The sequence below is a fragment of the Nostoc sp. genome (genome assembly GCF_054880495.1).
On record NZ_JBTYKD010000422.1, the window covers coordinates 1 to 16,202 of the forward strand.

The window sequence follows — 16,202 nt, forward strand, 5'->3', positions numbered from 1 at the left end:
GTAATTCTCCACTCTATAGAGGGATGGTGAATTACGGGGATTGGTTAAAAATCGTTGGATAAGCGACAAAAATCAGACACCCAATATCTGAAACTCTTGATCCAAAATCGATTTTGAGGAGCTAACTCGGATACTGGGTGTTAATCCACAAAGCACGTAAAAGTAACAGCATGACTACAGAGAAACTAACAACTTTGCCATCATCCCCACCCCAGACTGAATTAGAATTTATAGATTCCCCCGGTTGTCACTCAACAAGTCTGCACGATTCGGATGTACCGGAAGTAGACTTGTTTAGTCCACTGACAATTCGAGATATCACCCTGCCCGATCGCATAGCGATGTCACCAATGTGTCAATACTCGGCAGAGAATGGATTCGCAAACGATTGGCACTTCGTCCATTTGGGGAGCCGGGCTGTTGGAGGTACTCGCCTGATTGTAGTCGAAGCGACAGCCGTCACACCCCAAGGACGAATCACCCCCGGCGATCTTGGTCTTTGGGATGATGAACACATCGAACCACTAGCTCGGATTGTACGCTTCCTTGGCCAACAGGGTGCGATCGCCGCGATTCAATTAGCCCATGCTGGCCGGAAGGCGAGTTGCAATCTTCCCTGGCTGGGTGGTACACCTCTGACACCTGAACAAGGGGCTTGGCCTGTAGTCGGGGCAAGCCCAATTCCGTTTCAAGAGGGCGGACCGGTTCCCATACCCCTCGATGAGGATGGGATTGAAGAGGTGATTCAAGCCTTCATTGCCACAGCACAGCGTGCCGTTCAAGCAGGCTTTCAGATTATCGAAATCCACTCGGCTCATGGATACCTACTGCATTCCTTTCTTTCGCCGCTAACTAATCAACGAACAGATCGTTACGGAGGTTCCTTGGAGAACCGAATGCGTTTATTGCTGGAGGTAACAAAAAGAATGCGAGATGTTCTGCCAAGCGGGATGCCGCTTTTTGTGCGTATCTCTGCTACCGACTGGGTAGAGGGAGGTTGGGATCTCAAGCAGTCAGTCATATTGTCCCGGGAACTAAAGCTATTAGGTGTTGATTTGATCGATGTTTCCACAGGAGGCTTAGTACCTCATGCCAAAATTCCCGTGCAGACAGGTTATCAGGTGCCTTTTGCTGCCAAAATCCGAGAGGAGGCTGGGATTAAGACTGGGGCTGTGGGGATGATAACTGAGGCTGAGTATGCTAACCAAATAATTACTCGTGGGTGTGCAGATTTGGTTCTCATCGGTCGAGAAATGCTCCGCGATCCATATTGGTCGATTCGTGCGCGTTGCCACTTGGATGAGGAACCAAACTGGGCTTTGGCGTACGGGTATGCAGTTAAACCGCAAAAACGGGGGAAATAAATCTCTAGGGCAGGTGTTGCCAAATCAAATCCAGCAAATTACTTGTAATATGCGATCGCATCGCAACGAGTGGAGTTAAGCAATTATCAGGGTTTGACATTGCCACGCTCCGATCGCAATTGACTTGTGTTTAACCGCAGATGATATTATGGCGATCGCAAATTTCAAGCGATCGCTCTATCTATTTTTAATAAAAAAAGACTCACTAAGGGATTTCCAACAAATAAATTACTACTACTTGTGGGGTGGGCATCTTGCCCGGCTTTAGCTATGGGCGGGTGAGACACCCACCCCACAATAAGTATTAGTCCCTAATCAACCGGACATGATATCAAAGCCTTGTTGACGGAGCTAAAAGACTCGTTAACGGAGTTCAAAGCCTCGTTAAGTAGATAAACAAAAATATTTACACTCATTGCGAACGGAGCGAAGCGATCGCTTTATTTTGGTTTGGTGCATTTGCAATGACATTATGTAATTAATTATGTTGCCTACTTATTAGACTAGGATTTGAATCTCAGGCTAGTGATGCCTGCGGCGAGCTACGCCGGAGCAAAGCTTCTCCTCTATATTATTCATGACCACCTTATCTGATACAAGAGAACTTACCGTGAAAAGTCAACATAATTCATAATTGATAATTGATAATTCATAGTTTAAGGGACTTCCAAATAAAAAAACATCCAATAATTTCTTGTGGGGTGGGCGTCTCGCGTGCCCATAACCAAAGGCGGGCAAGACTTCGGCGTGAGCGCTCAGTCGAACGCTGCCCACCCCACAAGTAGTAGTAATTTATTTGTTAAAAATCGCTCTAAGTTACCCTTAAACCTCAGACGTGAGAAATCTTGATATCTCCGCATGTGCCAACACCGCACCAGGTTCGCGCTGGAGAGCGTTGTAATATTTTCTCTCGAAGGTATTACCCGTCTCTAAGGGTATAATCAGCGTGCGGACATCAGCAATCAACTTTTGGAAATCCTCCAGCAATATCGGTTCATCTGCTTCGAGCATTTCATCAACTTGCACAACCACCTCAGAAATGCGATGTAGCCAAGCAAATTGTTCATGAGCGATCACAAGCTGAAGTAGTTCTCCGCTTGATACTCGTCCACTAACCTGTTCGTAGGCAATGCGTTCTGTCTCCAGCAACATCTTGTGAAGGTGGAGTAATTTGTTTCGTAAATCACGCAGATATTGATGTTGACGTATTCTTTGTAAAAGTATGTTAGAAGTCAATGTTATCCATCCTCTCATTACAATAGTCTTTGATCGCTTAAATAATTTCTGCGTCGGTATTCATCACCCATAAACTGTAGCGAATAACTGGTTTATTGAGTGATCCGCTAGCGATGAATAGCATATCCAATGGTGGCGTAGATGCTCGTTAGAAAGCTTGGCGCTCTGATCAGAACTTTATCTTTCCCTTCTTTTCTCTACCAGAGGCTCCGCCAACAAGACGCTCCACATAGCTTGCTTCCTCATAGGGGTACGGGAGCGGCACTTAAGATACATCGCCACTTCCTGACTGTCTTCTACAAACAGCACCATTAGCCATTTGCCCAACCTCAGTTCATGTATTTGGTTTCCTTGCTAAGAAGCATTATAATTAACATATCTTTTTATAGCCGTTATATCTAATATTGGATTACTCATATATTAGCATAAACTTAATAAGAAGTACATAGTGTAGAAGCGATCGAGAAAATGTCAATTATGGGAAAACTGTCTTCATGTCCCTAGCGTATGTAATTCTAGGTCTTCTTCAGCAGCAAGAAATGACGGGCTACGACCTGAAAACGAGTTGCTTTGATCAATGTATTGCCCATTTGTGGCCAGCAGACCAGGCACAAATTTACAGAACTCTTGATAAGCTAGTTGAGCAAAGCTGGATTACCTATAGGATTGAGATTGGGCGCGATCGCCCCAACCGCAAAGTCTACAGTGTGACGGAGCCAGGGAAAGCCGAATTCGCCCGATGGCTTGGAACTCATCAGCCCTTACCGACTATCCGAGAACCTTTGCTCCTCCAACTGCATTTTGCAGATCAGTTGTCGAATGAAACCACCATTCACCTACTAGAGCAACAAGTCGCGGCTCGAAGCAAAAAGCTTGCTGAATGTGAAATCATCGATTTGCCATCACTCAGTGATGAGTCTGCCAACCGTGAGCAGGTGATGCAAAGGCTGGTGCTGGAGTTAGTGATCCGAAGAGAACAGACTTATATCGATTGGTTGAAGATAGCAATGAATGTTATCAGTCATCAAAAGCAATATGCATCACATTACCACTCGCTTGATGGCAAACATATCTAGATTTTAGCGAACTTATTTACTTAAATAAGTATCCCCTATTTCAGGCAAGGATCAACACCTTGAGCAATTAATTTTACTTTTTCCTTATATGCAAGGACTCTAGGTTAAGTCGTTTCGTTGAACCAAGAATCCCCGTCGATTTATCGCGGGGAGTGTCAATTAGCTCACAAAATCGCTCCAGTTTCTTTCAAATAAACCCGTGTAAATGGTTCATCTTCAGCCAAAGTATAATCTTCAATCAACCCTTTGCGACGAATAGAAATACCGTTGCCTTTTCTAATCACTACAGTCGAACCATCGAAGACATCCCGCACCAGCATCATCTCAGTTTCGGTGGGATTATCCAAAACTACGATATTACTACTCTGGTAAAACATACCCTCTTCATCTAGGATATCTTCCGTATACTCGGCAATCAGCAAATCAAGTTTGGGATGACGCAGCAAAGTTTGGACGTTGCTGTTGTAATTTTTGCTTAATACTTTTTTCGAGCGATTCACAAAAACTGCATCACGACAAACAGCGCCTATTGTCCAGTTGGGATGTTGCAAAAGGATATGGTCAATCATTGCTTGCAGTTCTTCAACTGAGATTTTATTAAAGGTAATAATTGGTATCCTGGCATCTGTACCCGACTCAAAAAAGGTTTCTAAAATATGAGAAGGCACATCAACGCTTTCACCAACAGAAGGTTTAAGATGCATTAAAACTCCTGGTGCAGCATTGATTTCTAGGATAGCAAAATTACTCGACTTCCAAGATTCTGAGAGAGTTTTGGTAATGACATCAATCCCAAGGCAAGTCAGCTGGAAATGTTGGGCAATATCTTGCGCCAAGATAATATTGTCAGCATGAACTGTCGGGGTTGCATCAATGCTTATACCTCCGGCTGAAAGATTGGCGACTTTACGCAGATAAACAGTACGTTCCTTCTCAATCACGCTATCTAATGATAAGCGCTGTTCCTCTAGGTAGAGTTGCATCGCTTCATCTATCTGAATTTTACTCATCGGCGAGGTTGGCGTGTCTAAACGTGCAGGTTTGCGATTTTCTAGGCGGATTAGCTCTGCAAGCGTTAAGTAGCCATCACCAACAACCGATGCTGGACGGCGTTCTGTGGCGGCAACGAATCTACCATTGACACACAACAAACGAAAATCTGATCCGGAAATACTTTTCTCAACAATTATCCGGGTTAGCTGATCTTCGGGAATCGCTGCCAGTGCCCTATTATAAGCAGATACCAGTTCTTTTGAGTCCTGCACATCAGCCGTGACGCCAATTCCTTTGTGACCTACCACTGGCTTAACTGCTACTGGGTAGCCAATTTGTCTGGCTGCGGCTAAGGCTTCCTTTTCGGAAAAGACAATATCACCTTCAGGCACTGGGAAACCCAAGGTTTTCAAAAATGCCTTACAGTCATCTTTACGGGTGGTGAACTCCGAATCTAGATGACTATCACAGTTAAATGTTGTTGCTACTCCCCGAACGTGTTTTTTTCCCAAGCCGTATTGCATCAATCCTTCTTCCCACAAATAAAAGGCGGGAATACCTTTTTCGTAGGCTGTTCGCAATAGGGCGTAAACTGTGGGACCACCATAGACAGATGCGCGGAATTTATTTTGCAGCTTTACTAGCTGTTCATCAAAGTTAAAGTCTTCGTCTTGGGTAATGGCTTCAAACCAATCCCAAACAAAATAAACTACTTCTTTAGTTGTGCGTTCATGTAGTGATTGGACACTAATCCGCGTGCAATTTGGATATGGCTTGACACTCCAATGGTTAAGGTGCAAATCCATATCCAGCTTTGCGACTTCGGATACAACTTGGGCAAATAGATGGGCATGGGATTCGTAGGTTTGGCTGGCCAAGTGTGCATAGCCATGTCTCTCGACAAGCCGCTTTGCTTCTACGCCAATGCTTGCAATGTAATCTTCAATGGGCAAAGGCTTTCGAGAGTCAACTAGAGCCAAGTCAAATACTAGCGCCCCTGTATCTAAATAGGGGTTGGGGCCGATATAATGCTTGAAGTTGAAAATATCGAAGACATCCGTTCTTCTAGCATTAATGCGGACTAAATCACTGCTTTTTTGCAGAACCATTGATTACGAACCTTTGGCTAAACACCCTGAAATTTAAATGCTGAGTTATAGTTACTCAGACTTATTAATTGTAGATTGATTTAGATTAATTTTGGAGAGTGATGGCAAAGCCATTACTCTAATTCCGAACCCAGAATAACTCTTTTAGTAAATATTTTCAACTATCTCAAGGCATAATTAAAGCCCCCTTCTTTAGCAAAGAATAAATAACACTCAATTCATCCTTATGACGCGTCAAAGATATAACCTTTGAAAGGTGCAACACCTACCAAATAATATGTATATATAAATGAATCTAGGGTATTGATTGAAAAGACAGCAAAGTATGAATAGCACACAAGCTGCTCTAAGAGATGAAATTCGAGAACTTGCTGAGGAAGCTTTTCACCTAAAGCTGATCTCTGGGCATGGTGATGGGGCAGACATAAATGAGTATCAAATTGTCTACCAAGGCAAACCTAGGCATCTCCCACTAGAACAAGCACGTTTTTTCTTAACTAACTTGCTTTACAGAAGTCGCATTCATTAGGAATTGTCATTAGATATCTAATTGCACCCAGCTAGAGTTTATACCAATTACTTGCGATCGCCTGATAAATTTCCAATCGGCAATTACCAAGATAGTCAACAATGCCTCTAGAAAATATCTCTAGAGGTAGTTGACGCTGTGGATTTTATTAAGTATGAGTAAATTAATTTTGAGGATAGTTTTATCTGTAATTTTTCGGAAAAATCTTTTGGTTTAATTGCGATCGCAAACCAACTTTAATCCTACCTTCAATCAAGTAATCTACCAAAGGGATGATTTGATAGTTGGAATTGTCATGGTTTAGTAAAATTTATTAACTCAAATTAGGAGGCATCATGGTGGAAAGTAATCCCAAACGGCAGTTGGTAATTATTGGAGGAGCTGAAGACAAGGAGGGAGATTGCCTAATTTTGCGGGACTTTATGCGACGCGCTGGGGGAACGAAGGCATATATTGTAATTATCACGGCGGCGACAGAATTACCAAAAGAAGTGGGAGAAAATTATATTAGAGTTTTTCAGCGCCTGGGAGCCGAGAATGTTCGGATTCTGGATACAGAAACCCGTGAAGATGCATCTTCATCTACCGCATTGGAAGCAATTAATAAAGCAACTGGGGTATTTTTTACTGGGGGAGACCAAGCTCGTATTACCAGCATCCTCAAGGATACCGAAATTGATGCAGCGATTCACAAACGCTTCGCTGAAGGTATAGTTATTGCAGGCACAAGCGCGGGCGCTGCCGTGATGCCAGATAAAATGATCGTGGAAGGTGATTCGCAGACACATCCTCGCATTGAAACTGTCGAAATGGGACCAGGTATGGGATTTTTACCAGGGGTGGTAATTGACCAGCATTTTTCCCAGCGTGGACGTTTGGGACGCTTAATTTCAGCTTTAATACTAGAACCTGCTGTTTTGGGATTTGGTATTGACGAGAATACTGCGATGGTAGTGACAGATAACCAAATTGAAGTAATTGGTGAAGGTGCTGTCACAATTGTTGATGATTCAGAAGTTACCTATAACAATTTGAACGAAATTTTGAAGGATGAGTCTTTAGCGATTTGCGGAGCAAAGCTTCATATTTTGCCACATGGCTTCAAATTTGATTTGAAAACCCGCCAGCCTATCCTAAATAATACCTCTGTAGCAAATGTCTCTGTACCTGTTGGTTCAAGCAACACCTAACTTTTAGCAGGTGCGTTTAAATTGAATAAATAATTAATACTTGTAGATTAGTGACATTTATCTCTTGAATATCCTCCCAAGTACTCTCAGAAGCTGGATTATTCTGGGCAGAAGTTGATCAGACGATTGACGATGACATAATTTTAGTAGCCCAAGCTGTAACTATTATCGGTGCAGATGTTGCGTAGCTTGCCGCCGTAGGCATCGCAACAACTAATGTTAGTCATTTATCTAGGTTTGTTTCAGCTGATTTGTGGCAGAAGATTAAAACAAGTTGAGTGAAACCCAACATCATATTAGATTAACGCTGGGTTTCACTTAATTCAACTAGCCCGATTATTCGGTGGTATTTGTTCCGATGGCGTTTCTGCCAGGGGAGCAAGTACTGCATCTGGAGCAACTTCTTCTACAGAAATCGGTTGCTTGTCCTCAGTTTCAGCATCTGCTTGCGCTGCTTTCACCAATTCAGGAGATGGGGGATGTGGTGGAATCGCTTCCGGTACAGTCTCGATTTTTGCTTCGGTGTTGGTAGTAACTGTCTCTTCTGCTGGTTGTTCGGGTATGACAGTAGTTTTGTCAATAATCTCAACAGCAGGTTTCTCAGTCAGAACAGAGGCAATGTCTTCAGGTTTGGGGATTGTGGGTATCTTTTGACTCACAGTCTGTTGCACCTTGTCTTTCACGCCACCAACGGTGCTACCAAGACCTTTTTGCAACTGGCCCAGCCGTTCTTGAAGGGACAACTTATTCACCTGTTGCTGAATGCCAGTTTTCACCGTCTCAGGACTGGGTATTTGGGTTTGTTGTACCTGTGGCGTCAGTTGCCGACGTAATGATAGAGTTTGCCAGCCAAACCAGACCAAAAGAGCCACACTAGCCAGATGACCCAGCAACAAACCCCCAGTAATACGTGGTGCAAACACCCATAAGACTAAGGCGTAGAACAGTCCTACACCACTCCAAATAAAGTCATTCTTGCGGTGGATTTCTGGAAAAAAGAAAGCTGCTATATAAATGGCTAAACTACCAACACCGACCACCAAAGCTAGGACATATGCCAGCATTATTTGGTTACTCCTTACTGCATCCTTTGATTATTTCAATTTTGCAAGTTAATTGTTGATTTAGATACAATTCAAAATTAATTATCCCTGTTAGTTGGGGATTTTTGTCGTTTATTTCAAGTCTTAAGGTCTTCTTTAGGGGAGAAGGGAAAATCTCGGACTACCCTTATAGGTAAAAGGATCTGCAAGAGTTAGCCAGAAATTTTTTATGACACTACAAAGCTTTGGTGTGATTGGATTAGCCGTTATGGGTGAGAACATCGCTCTCAACGTGGAGCGCAATGGCTTCCCAATTGCAGTTTACAACCGCTCCCGAGAAAAAACGGATGCGTTTATGGCGCAGCGCGCGCCAGGAAGGAACGTCAAAGCCGCCTTTACTCTAGAAGAATTCGTTGCCTTATTGGAACGTCCTCGCAAAATTCTAGTAATGGTGCAAGCTGGGAAGCCAGTTGATGCGGTGATTGCTCAACTCAAACCCTTGTTAGAGGAAGGCGATATCATTATCGACGGTGGCAACTCTTGGTTTGAAGACACGGAACGACGCACTCAGGAATTAGAACCGGCTGGGCTTCGGTATCTTGGTATGGGTGTCAGTGGCGGTGAAGAAGGGGCGCTGAATGGCCCATCTCTGATGCCTGGAGGTACAACAAGCTCTTATGAGTTTCTATCACCAATTTTTAACAAAATTGCTGCCCAAGTCGATGATGGCCCTTGTGTAACCTACATTGGCCCTGGTGGTTCTGGTCACTATGTCAAAATGGTACACAATGGCATTGAGTATGGCGATATGCAGCTAATTGCTGAAGCCTACGACTTGCTGAAAAATGTCGCTGGATTAGACCATAATCAGCTACATGAGGTGTTTTCTGAATGGAACACCACCGATGAGCTCGATTCATTTTTGATTGAGATTACGAAGAATATCTTCCCATATATTGACCCAGAAACAAATCTACCCTTGGTGGACTTGATTGTTGACGCTGCCGGTCAAAAGGGAACTGGGCGCTGGACTGTGCAGACTGCGTTGGAATTGGGAGTCTCTATTCCCACAATTACAGCAGCAGTTAATGCCCGGATTATATCTTCGATTAAAGAAGAGCGGGTAGCAGCATCGAAAGTCCTCACAGGCCCCACTGGGAAGTATGACGGGCAAACCAAGGACTTTATCAACAAAGTACGCGATGCTCTCTATTGCTCAAAAATCTGTTCTTACTCTCAAGGGATGGCGTTGCTATCTACAGCTTCCAAGACATATAACTGGAATTTGAATCTGGGCGAAATGGCGCGGATTTGGAAAGGTGGCTGTATTATTCGCGCTCGCTTTTTGAATAAGATTAAGAAGGCTTTTAGCGAAAATCCAGCTTTACCTAATCTGTTATTAGCTCCTGAATTTAAGCAGACAATTCTCGACAGACAAACAGCTTGGCGGGAAGTGATTGCGACTGCTGCAACACTGGGAATTCCAGTACCCGCATTTAGCGCATCCTTGGATTATTTTGACAGCTATCGGCGCGATCGCTTGCCTCAAAATCTAACTCAAGCACAACGCGACTACTTTGGCGCACATACTTACCTGCGTCTAGATAAGCCCGGAAGTTTCCACACTGAATGGGTACCAATTGCTGAAGCTAAAAAGTAAACTTTCACGTATCTAAATTCTCAATGTATTGAGAAAGTTTAGACTGTTTCAGAATAAATCTTACAAGTGGCTCTGAGTTTCAGAGTCACTTTCTTTTTAAGAGTATTTTTACCAGCACTCTTAAAAAATCAAACTTAATCAGAATAATAATCATTTCAGCAAGAGGGTAATGACTGTCTCAATCTCAGTTGTTTTACACTCTCCAGATCCCCGACTTCTCAAAGAAGTCGGGGATCTAACTTATTACGAATGATTTAAAATTGCTATATGTACCAATTAAATGTGCTACAGCTTATAATACCTACCGTCTGGGCTTAATTAACCCTCTTTAATCACTCTGAGGATAAAATAATCTAGGCTAAATGATTTTAGGGGTTATTATTACCAAGATATTTAGCTTTTAATTCTTCTAATTCTTCATCTATTTTGCTTTTAATAGAAGGCTGAGATATTGGATTTGGTGGCTGTATTTTATTTGGTTGAGGTTTGCTGCTACCCAAAAATTGGGTTTTCATTTCCTCTAATTCTTTCTCAACTTGACTAGGAGATTTCGATACAAAAGTGGGTGGTGAATTGGGTAGTGATTGAGGGATGGGTTTTGCCGCTATCGCTGGCGTGGCTGCTATTTTTGACTGTTTATTTAAGTCTTTAATAACTTCATCAACTGTTTGATAACGCCGAATTGGAATACTTTCTAGCATTTTGTTGAGAATGTGACTCAACTGATTACTAACAGGAGTTTGCAAGTATTGCTGCCAAACCCATGTACCGTTGTTGGTATCATAGGAATCGAAGGGCGATCGCACAGTTAATAAATTAATACAAGTAGCACCCAAACTGTAAATATCGCTGGCAAAAATAGCCCTACCTCTCATTTGTTCAGGTGCAACATATTCTGGACTGCCAATACTTGTACCAGTTTGATTTAAGGCGGCGCTTGTAGCAGATTTAGCAGCCCCAAAATCTACTAATACTAGTTTACTATCGCTGCTACGTAAAATAATATTTTCTGGCTTAATATCCCGGTGAATTACGTGTCTGGCGTGACAAAATTGTAATACTGATAATAAATCATTTAGTAATTGCCAGATTTGCGTTTCACTAAAAGCACCTTGATGTGCTAATTCCTGGGCTAAGTTTTGCCCGTCGATAAATTCTTGGACAAGATACTGCCGATCTTCTTGGGTAAAATATGCCAGTAGTTCGGGAATTTGAGGATGTTTACCCAATTGATCTAACTGCACCGCTTCTTGGTTAAATAATTCCACGGCTTTTGCAAGAGTGTTCGTCCCTTGGGCTTGGGGATAAAATTGCTTAATTACGCAGCGTGGTTTTGAGGGTTTATCCTCATCCACAGCTAAGAAGGTTTTGCCAAAACCACCTTGTCCAATTGGTTTGATCGCGCGGTAACGTTCTTTGAGGAGTAACTTGGAACCGCAAGTCAGGCAAAACTTGAGATCATCAGGATTTTCAGCCTTGGAACAATGAGGATTAAGGCAGTAGCTCATACAGGCGATCGCTCTTATATATTTCTATTTTCTCCTGTCTCAGGCAAAAGGGTATTTAGATTCGCCAATTATCAGAAAGGCTAGCTGAAAACGCTGGAGAAACTTACCCATAATCAAGAGCGATCGCACTGCGTAGCAGCTTACCCCACAGCATCCATAACTGGATGGAAGTAGAAGGCAAACCCCAATACTATATAGGTAGCTAATAACAAAGTGCCTTCGAGCCAATTCGATCTACCATCGGAACTAATAGTGTTTGCAATCAACACTGACACAACCACCGCGACTAATTCAAAGGGTTGGAAATCCAAATCCATTGGTTGTCCTAATATCCGCCCTGCTATAACTAAGACGGGCGCGACAAATAGGGCAATCTGCATACTTGATCCCACAGCTACCGAAAGGGAAAGATCCATCTTATCTTTCATCGCCACGGTGACTGCTGTAGCGTGTTCAGCCGCGTTACCGATGATGGGAACCAAAATCACCCCTGTAAACAGCGCTGTCAAACCTAGCTGAGATGTGGCTACCTCCAGAGAATCAACTAGCATTTCTGACTCAATTGCCACTAGTAAGGTACATCCTAGCAGCACGCCAATCCACAATGCCATATTGGGTTTAGCATGAGAGATTTCCTCTCCTTCGATTTCCGCTACACCCAGATCATATAAATAGGAGTGGGTTTTCATCGAAAATAGCAACGTTAGACCATAAACCAAGATTAATACTACAGCAACAGCAATAGAAAAGTTTTGCAGTGTTTGTTCGTTAATTCCTTGAGAGGTGTAATTCATCGCCGTTGGCATCAAAAGGGCAACCACCGCCAAATTCATCGAAGCAGCATTCACCCGCGCCACAATTGGCTGAAATGTCTGTTCTTTGTAGCGCAGTCCTCCCAAAAGCATGGAAAAACCCATCACCAGTAGTAAGTTGCTAATAATCGATCCCGTGATACTGGCTTTGACTACATCTATTAACCCAGCGTTCAGCGCTATTAGGGCGATGATTAGTTCTGTAGCATTGCCAAAGGTGGCGTTTAACAAGCCCCCCAATGATGGCCCGACTACCACAGCAATTTCTTCGGTGGCTGTACCCATCCAAGCTGCTAAGGGCAAAATTGCTAATCCAGCTGTAATGAAAACTATCAATTCTCCCCACTCCAGAAAGTGGGCTGCTAGAGAAACTGGGATAAACAGTAATAAAACCAGAAAAATAATGTTTTTAGTTGACATTTGTTGTCTTGAGTTGAGGGTATCTCATCGGAGAGTTGTAGGGGCAATTCATGTAGCTTTAGCTGACGGCAGGGTATTGCCTCTATAACTCAGCACTGATTACTCCCATAGGATACTCTCAACCGTCTGTAGACCAATTCAGAAATTTTACTGTTTTCAGTTCATTGCTGCGGATATTATGTAAAATAAGATTGCGATATAATGAGTTTTTGTAATATTTTGTTGCAAAAGTATGAATTTGAGCCAAAGTTTTACACCAGAAATGGGGTTTAATAAATTAAAAGACAATTAAAATTTGGATTGGCGCTATAGAAGAGAAAACCCCTAACTGAGGCTTTGTTCAATGGCTAATTACTTTGAGCCTTCAGGGAAAGGGCTATGCGATAACGCAGATTTCCCCCTACAATAAAACCACTTTGTCAAAAATTTGGTTGGATTCCATAGTTGTTGTTTATAACGGATTTTGTGTGAAAACCATTGGAGAAAGGTTTACGCACAACGTTTTCGGTGCAACTGCAAGTTTTTTGTTTTGGATAAATATACATGACTTCTGCTGCCCAAATGCCAGCTAGCTCTGGCTCAACGTTAACATTACATTCAGATCCCCATAACACCAAAGAAACCGATCCCTTGAGAAAGGCTAATGGTGTTTATGTGACGGTGCATGGTCATTTTTACCAGCCACCAAGGGAAAACCCTTATCTGGACGCAATTGAACGCCAACCAAGCGCTGCGCCTTTCCATGATTGGAATGAACGGATTCATTGGGAATGCTATCGCCCGAATGCCTTTGCCAGAGTGTTAAATGACCAAGGCGAAGTGGTGGAGATCGTCAACAATTATGAGTATTTTAGTTTTAATATTGGGGCAACGCTGATGTCGTGGCTAGAACGCTACGATGTGGAGGTTTATCAACGGATTTTAGAGGCGGATAGGAAAAGTAGCGATCGCTTGCATGGTCACGGGAATGCGATCGCCCAAGTATACAATCACATTATCATGCCTCTGGCGAATGAACGCGACAAATATACCCAAATTCGCTGGGGTATAGAAGATTTCCGCTCCCGCTTTGGCCGCGCTCCCGAAGGTATGTGGCTAGCGGAAACTGCTGTAGACTACGCCACCCTAGAAGCTCTTGTTGCTGAAGGTATTCGCTTCATTATCCTTGCACCCTCTCAAGCACTACGTTGTCGTCCCCTGCCCACTCAAGATCATCCCCATCCTGAATCGATCGAAGTCGGTGGTAGTCAGATTGATTCTACCCGTCCCTATCGTTGTTATTTGAAAGATAGTCAAGAGTCAAAGAAAACAAATGACCAAGGACAAATGACAAATGACAAACCCTACATTGATATCTTCTTCTACGATGGCCCGATATCGCGGGACATGGGTTTTAGTGATGTCGTTTATAATTCCAGTCACTTTGCCGGACGTATCGGTTCAGCAGTGCGTGGGGATCATCGTCCAGCTCAGTTGATTTCTGTGGCGACAGATGGGGAAACCTTTGGACACCACAAAAAGGGAACTGAGAAAACTTTAGCCTACGCCTTTACTAAAGAGTTTCCCCAACAGGGTTGGAAGGTGACGAACTTCGCCCACTACCTCAGTTTAAATTCTCCTGATTGGGAAGTGGAATTGAAGTCAGTCACCGCCTGGAGTTGCGCCCACGGTGTCGGCAGATGGGAAGATGATTGTGGTTGCGGTGGAGAAGGCGGTGTTTGGCATCAGAAATGGCGTCGGCCTTTGCGTGATGCCCTGAATTGGCTGCGGGATCAGCTAACTGAGGTGTATGAGGAACATGGTAGACAGTTATTTCGTGATCCCTGGCTAGCACGAGATGAATATATCCAAGTGATGCGCGATCGCTCTGCTGCCAATGTTAACCGTTTTCTCTCCCGTCATCAAACCCACAAACTAACAGCCGCCGAACAAGTAGACGCTTTACGCCTGTTAGAAATGCAGCGTCACGCTTTGTTAATGTTCACTAGTTGCGGTTGGTTTTTTGAAGAAATTTCCCGTCCAGAGGGGACGCAAATTCTGCGCTATGCCGCCCGTGCTTTGGAATTGGCAGGGGATGTGGCAGGTGTGCAGTTAGAAAAAGGCTTCGTCAAACGTCTTAGTTTAGCCCCCAGTAATGTAGATCAGTTCAAACACGGTGGCGAAATTTATCGGCAACTGGTGCTAACTGCCCAACTTGGCTTTAAGCAAGTAGCAGCCCATTACGCCATTACTTCCCTGTTTAGCAATCAGAAACCAGCAGAGACGCACAATTCTTTGCCGAAAAAAGATGCTGCTGATAAACAGTCTCAGCGTTACCACAAGCGGGTTTATTGCTACGCTGCCAATGAACTAGATTACCAACTGCAACGGATGGGATCGCTAACTCTGGCTGTGGGAAATTTAAAACTGGTATCAGAGATTACTTGGGAAAGCGAGCATTTGGTCTTTGCAGTTCTGCATTTGGGAGGCTGGGATTTCCACTGCTGCATTCAACAATTTACTGGGCGGCGTAACTACAGCCAATTAAAAGAAAAGCTGTTTGGGGGATTGCAACAAGCTAGTGCGGCTCATTCTATCTTGGTGATGACACAGCTATTTGGGGAAGAAGCTTTCAACTTGCAAAATCTATTTGCTGAAGAACGCCACCGGATTATGCGGCTGCTGAGTCAGGAAACATTGACACGTTTAGGACAGTTGTATACCCAAGCGTACCGCGATAATTATGGTGTGCTGATGGCGTTTCATCGAGACGAACTAGCAGTGCCACAAGAATTGCAGGTTGCAGCAGATATTGCTTTAGGGCATCGCTGTTTGATGACATTGCGATCGCTTGAGCAAGATATCGCTGATCCCCAAAAGAGTTGGAATCACATCTTAGAATTGGAAGCGATCGCTACGGAAGCAAAACATCTGCGTTGTCAACTGAATATTCCCGACGGTAAGCAGATGTTAGAACAATTAATTGCGCGATCGCTCTGGCAATTATTGCACGATGCCAATGGTAGTTTTAATGCAGATATCCAACTATTGGAGCGGTTGATTGATGTCGGGGATCAACTAAATATTGACATTTCCCTACAGCGATCGCAAGAACTATACTTTAGTTGTCTGCAAAGTCAGATAGCGCCAGTGTGTGTTACTAACTTTGGGAATCAGGGAGATAATCAGTGTCTTCAGTTGCTCAAGTTGGGCAAAAAGTTAGCCGTTGATGTCAGCATGATCTCAAATCAGTTGGGATAGATGTAATACTATTTCACACAAA

10 protein-coding genes and 1 pseudogene are annotated in these 16,202 nt (G+C 43.4%); 6 read left to right on the forward strand and 5 right to left on the reverse strand.

Annotation, left to right across the window (positions count from 1 at the left end; translation table 11 throughout):
- Positions 1-170: 170 nt before the first annotated feature.
- The gene (locus ACYTXL_RS35460; RefSeq protein WP_461928645.1) at positions 171-1,364 is read left to right on the forward strand and encodes an NADH:flavin oxidoreductase/NADH oxidase; all 1,194 of its coding nucleotides are present in this window, start codon (positions 171-173) and stop codon (positions 1,362-1,364) included.
- An 822-nt stretch (positions 1,365-2,186) separates the two neighbouring features.
- Here the strand turns inward: ACYTXL_RS35460 and ACYTXL_RS35465 are convergent.
- Complete coding sequence (locus tag ACYTXL_RS35465; RefSeq protein ID WP_375453141.1) at positions 2,187-2,618, reverse strand: hypothetical protein; 432 nt, start codon at positions 2,616-2,618, stop codon at positions 2,187-2,189.
- 476 nt (positions 2,619-3,094) lie between these two features.
- On the opposite strand from ACYTXL_RS35465, the gene ACYTXL_RS35470 reads away from it, so the two are divergent.
- Positions 3,095-3,676 (forward strand): PadR family transcriptional regulator, encoded by a 582-nt coding sequence (locus tag ACYTXL_RS35470; RefSeq protein ID WP_461928646.1) that lies wholly within the window; start codon positions 3,095-3,097, stop codon positions 3,674-3,676.
- 164 nt (positions 3,677-3,840) lie between these two features.
- Here the strand turns inward: ACYTXL_RS35470 and ACYTXL_RS35475 are convergent, their stop codons facing one another.
- Positions 3,841-5,778, reverse strand: a complete 1,938-nt coding sequence (locus tag ACYTXL_RS35475) for an ATP-binding protein (protein ID WP_461928647.1) — start codon at positions 5,776-5,778, stop codon at positions 3,841-3,843.
- A 325-nt stretch (positions 5,779-6,103) separates the two neighbouring features.
- Here ACYTXL_RS35475 and ACYTXL_RS35480 point away from each other — a divergent pair, with 325 nt between their 5' ends.
- Together ACYTXL_RS35480 and ACYTXL_RS35485 are read left to right on the forward strand one after the other, a co-directional pair.
- Positions 6,104-6,307 (forward strand): hypothetical protein, encoded by a 204-nt coding sequence (locus tag ACYTXL_RS35480; RefSeq protein ID WP_461928648.1) that lies wholly within the window; start codon positions 6,104-6,106, stop codon positions 6,305-6,307.
- A gap of 335 nt (positions 6,308-6,642) precedes the next feature.
- A complete protein-coding gene (locus ACYTXL_RS35485) occupies positions 6,643-7,497 on the forward strand; it encodes a cyanophycinase (RefSeq protein ID WP_461928649.1) in 855 nt (284 codons plus the stop codon).
- A gap of 323 nt (positions 7,498-7,820) precedes the next feature.
- Here the strand turns inward: ACYTXL_RS35485 and ACYTXL_RS35490 are convergent, their stop codons facing one another.
- On the reverse strand, positions 7,821-8,561 hold the full coding sequence (locus ACYTXL_RS35490; RefSeq protein WP_461928650.1) for a Ycf66 family protein: 741 nt from the start codon (positions 8,559-8,561) through the stop codon (positions 7,821-7,823).
- Between the two features lie 208 nt (positions 8,562-8,769).
- Between ACYTXL_RS35490 and gndA the strand changes: the two genes are divergently transcribed.
- Positions 8,770-10,200, forward strand: coding sequence for an NADP-dependent phosphogluconate dehydrogenase (gndA, locus tag ACYTXL_RS35495; protein ID WP_461928651.1), 1,431 nt, complete (start codon positions 8,770-8,772; stop codon positions 10,198-10,200).
- A 368-nt stretch (positions 10,201-10,568) separates the two neighbouring features.
- On the opposite strand, the gene ACYTXL_RS35500 is transcribed toward gndA, so the two are convergent.
- Together ACYTXL_RS35500 and cax are read right to left on the reverse strand one after the other, a co-directional pair.
- Complete coding sequence (locus ACYTXL_RS35500; protein WP_461928652.1) at positions 10,569-11,708, reverse strand: protein kinase domain-containing protein; 1,140 nt, start codon at positions 11,706-11,708, stop codon at positions 10,569-10,571.
- Positions 11,709-11,848: 140 nt separating this feature from the next.
- Positions 11,849-12,943, reverse strand: a pseudogene (cax, locus tag ACYTXL_RS35505) (calcium/proton exchanger); the annotation flags it as partial.
- A 540-nt stretch (positions 12,944-13,483) separates the two neighbouring features.
- Between cax and ACYTXL_RS35510 the strand changes: the two are divergent.
- Positions 13,484-16,180, forward strand: a complete 2,697-nt coding sequence (locus ACYTXL_RS35510; RefSeq protein WP_461928653.1) for a DUF3536 domain-containing protein — start codon at positions 13,484-13,486, stop codon at positions 16,178-16,180.
- Positions 16,181-16,202: the final 22 nt, after the last annotated feature.

Bases quoted from the DNA above. Each gene is read 5' to 3' on its own strand.
- ACYTXL_RS35510 (WP_461928653.1), top strand. From the start codon at position 13,484: ATGACTTCTGCTGCCCAAATGCCAGCTAGCTCTGGCTCAACGTTAACA.
- ACYTXL_RS35500 (WP_461928652.1), bottom strand. From the start codon at position 11,708: ATGAGCTACTGCCTTAATCCTCATTGTTCCAAGGCTGAAAATCCTGAT.
- ACYTXL_RS35475 (WP_461928647.1), bottom strand. From the start codon at position 5,778: ATGGTTCTGCAAAAAAGCAGTGATTTAGTCCGCATTAATGCTAGAAGA.
- ACYTXL_RS35485 (WP_461928649.1), top strand. From the start codon at position 6,643: ATGGTGGAAAGTAATCCCAAACGGCAGTTGGTAATTATTGGAGGAGCT.
- ACYTXL_RS35480 (WP_461928648.1), top strand. From the start codon at position 6,104: ATGAATAGCACACAAGCTGCTCTAAGAGATGAAATTCGAGAACTTGCT.
- ACYTXL_RS35465 (WP_375453141.1), bottom strand. From the start codon at position 2,618: ATGAGAGGATGGATAACATTGACTTCTAACATACTTTTACAAAGAATA.
- ACYTXL_RS35490 (WP_461928650.1), bottom strand. From the start codon at position 8,561: ATGCTGGCATATGTCCTAGCTTTGGTGGTCGGTGTTGGTAGTTTAGCC.
- gndA (WP_461928651.1), top strand. From the start codon at position 8,770: ATGACACTACAAAGCTTTGGTGTGATTGGATTAGCCGTTATGGGTGAG.
- ACYTXL_RS35460 (WP_461928645.1), top strand. From the start codon at position 171: ATGACTACAGAGAAACTAACAACTTTGCCATCATCCCCACCCCAGACT.
- ACYTXL_RS35470 (WP_461928646.1), top strand. From the start codon at position 3,095: ATGTCCCTAGCGTATGTAATTCTAGGTCTTCTTCAGCAGCAAGAAATG.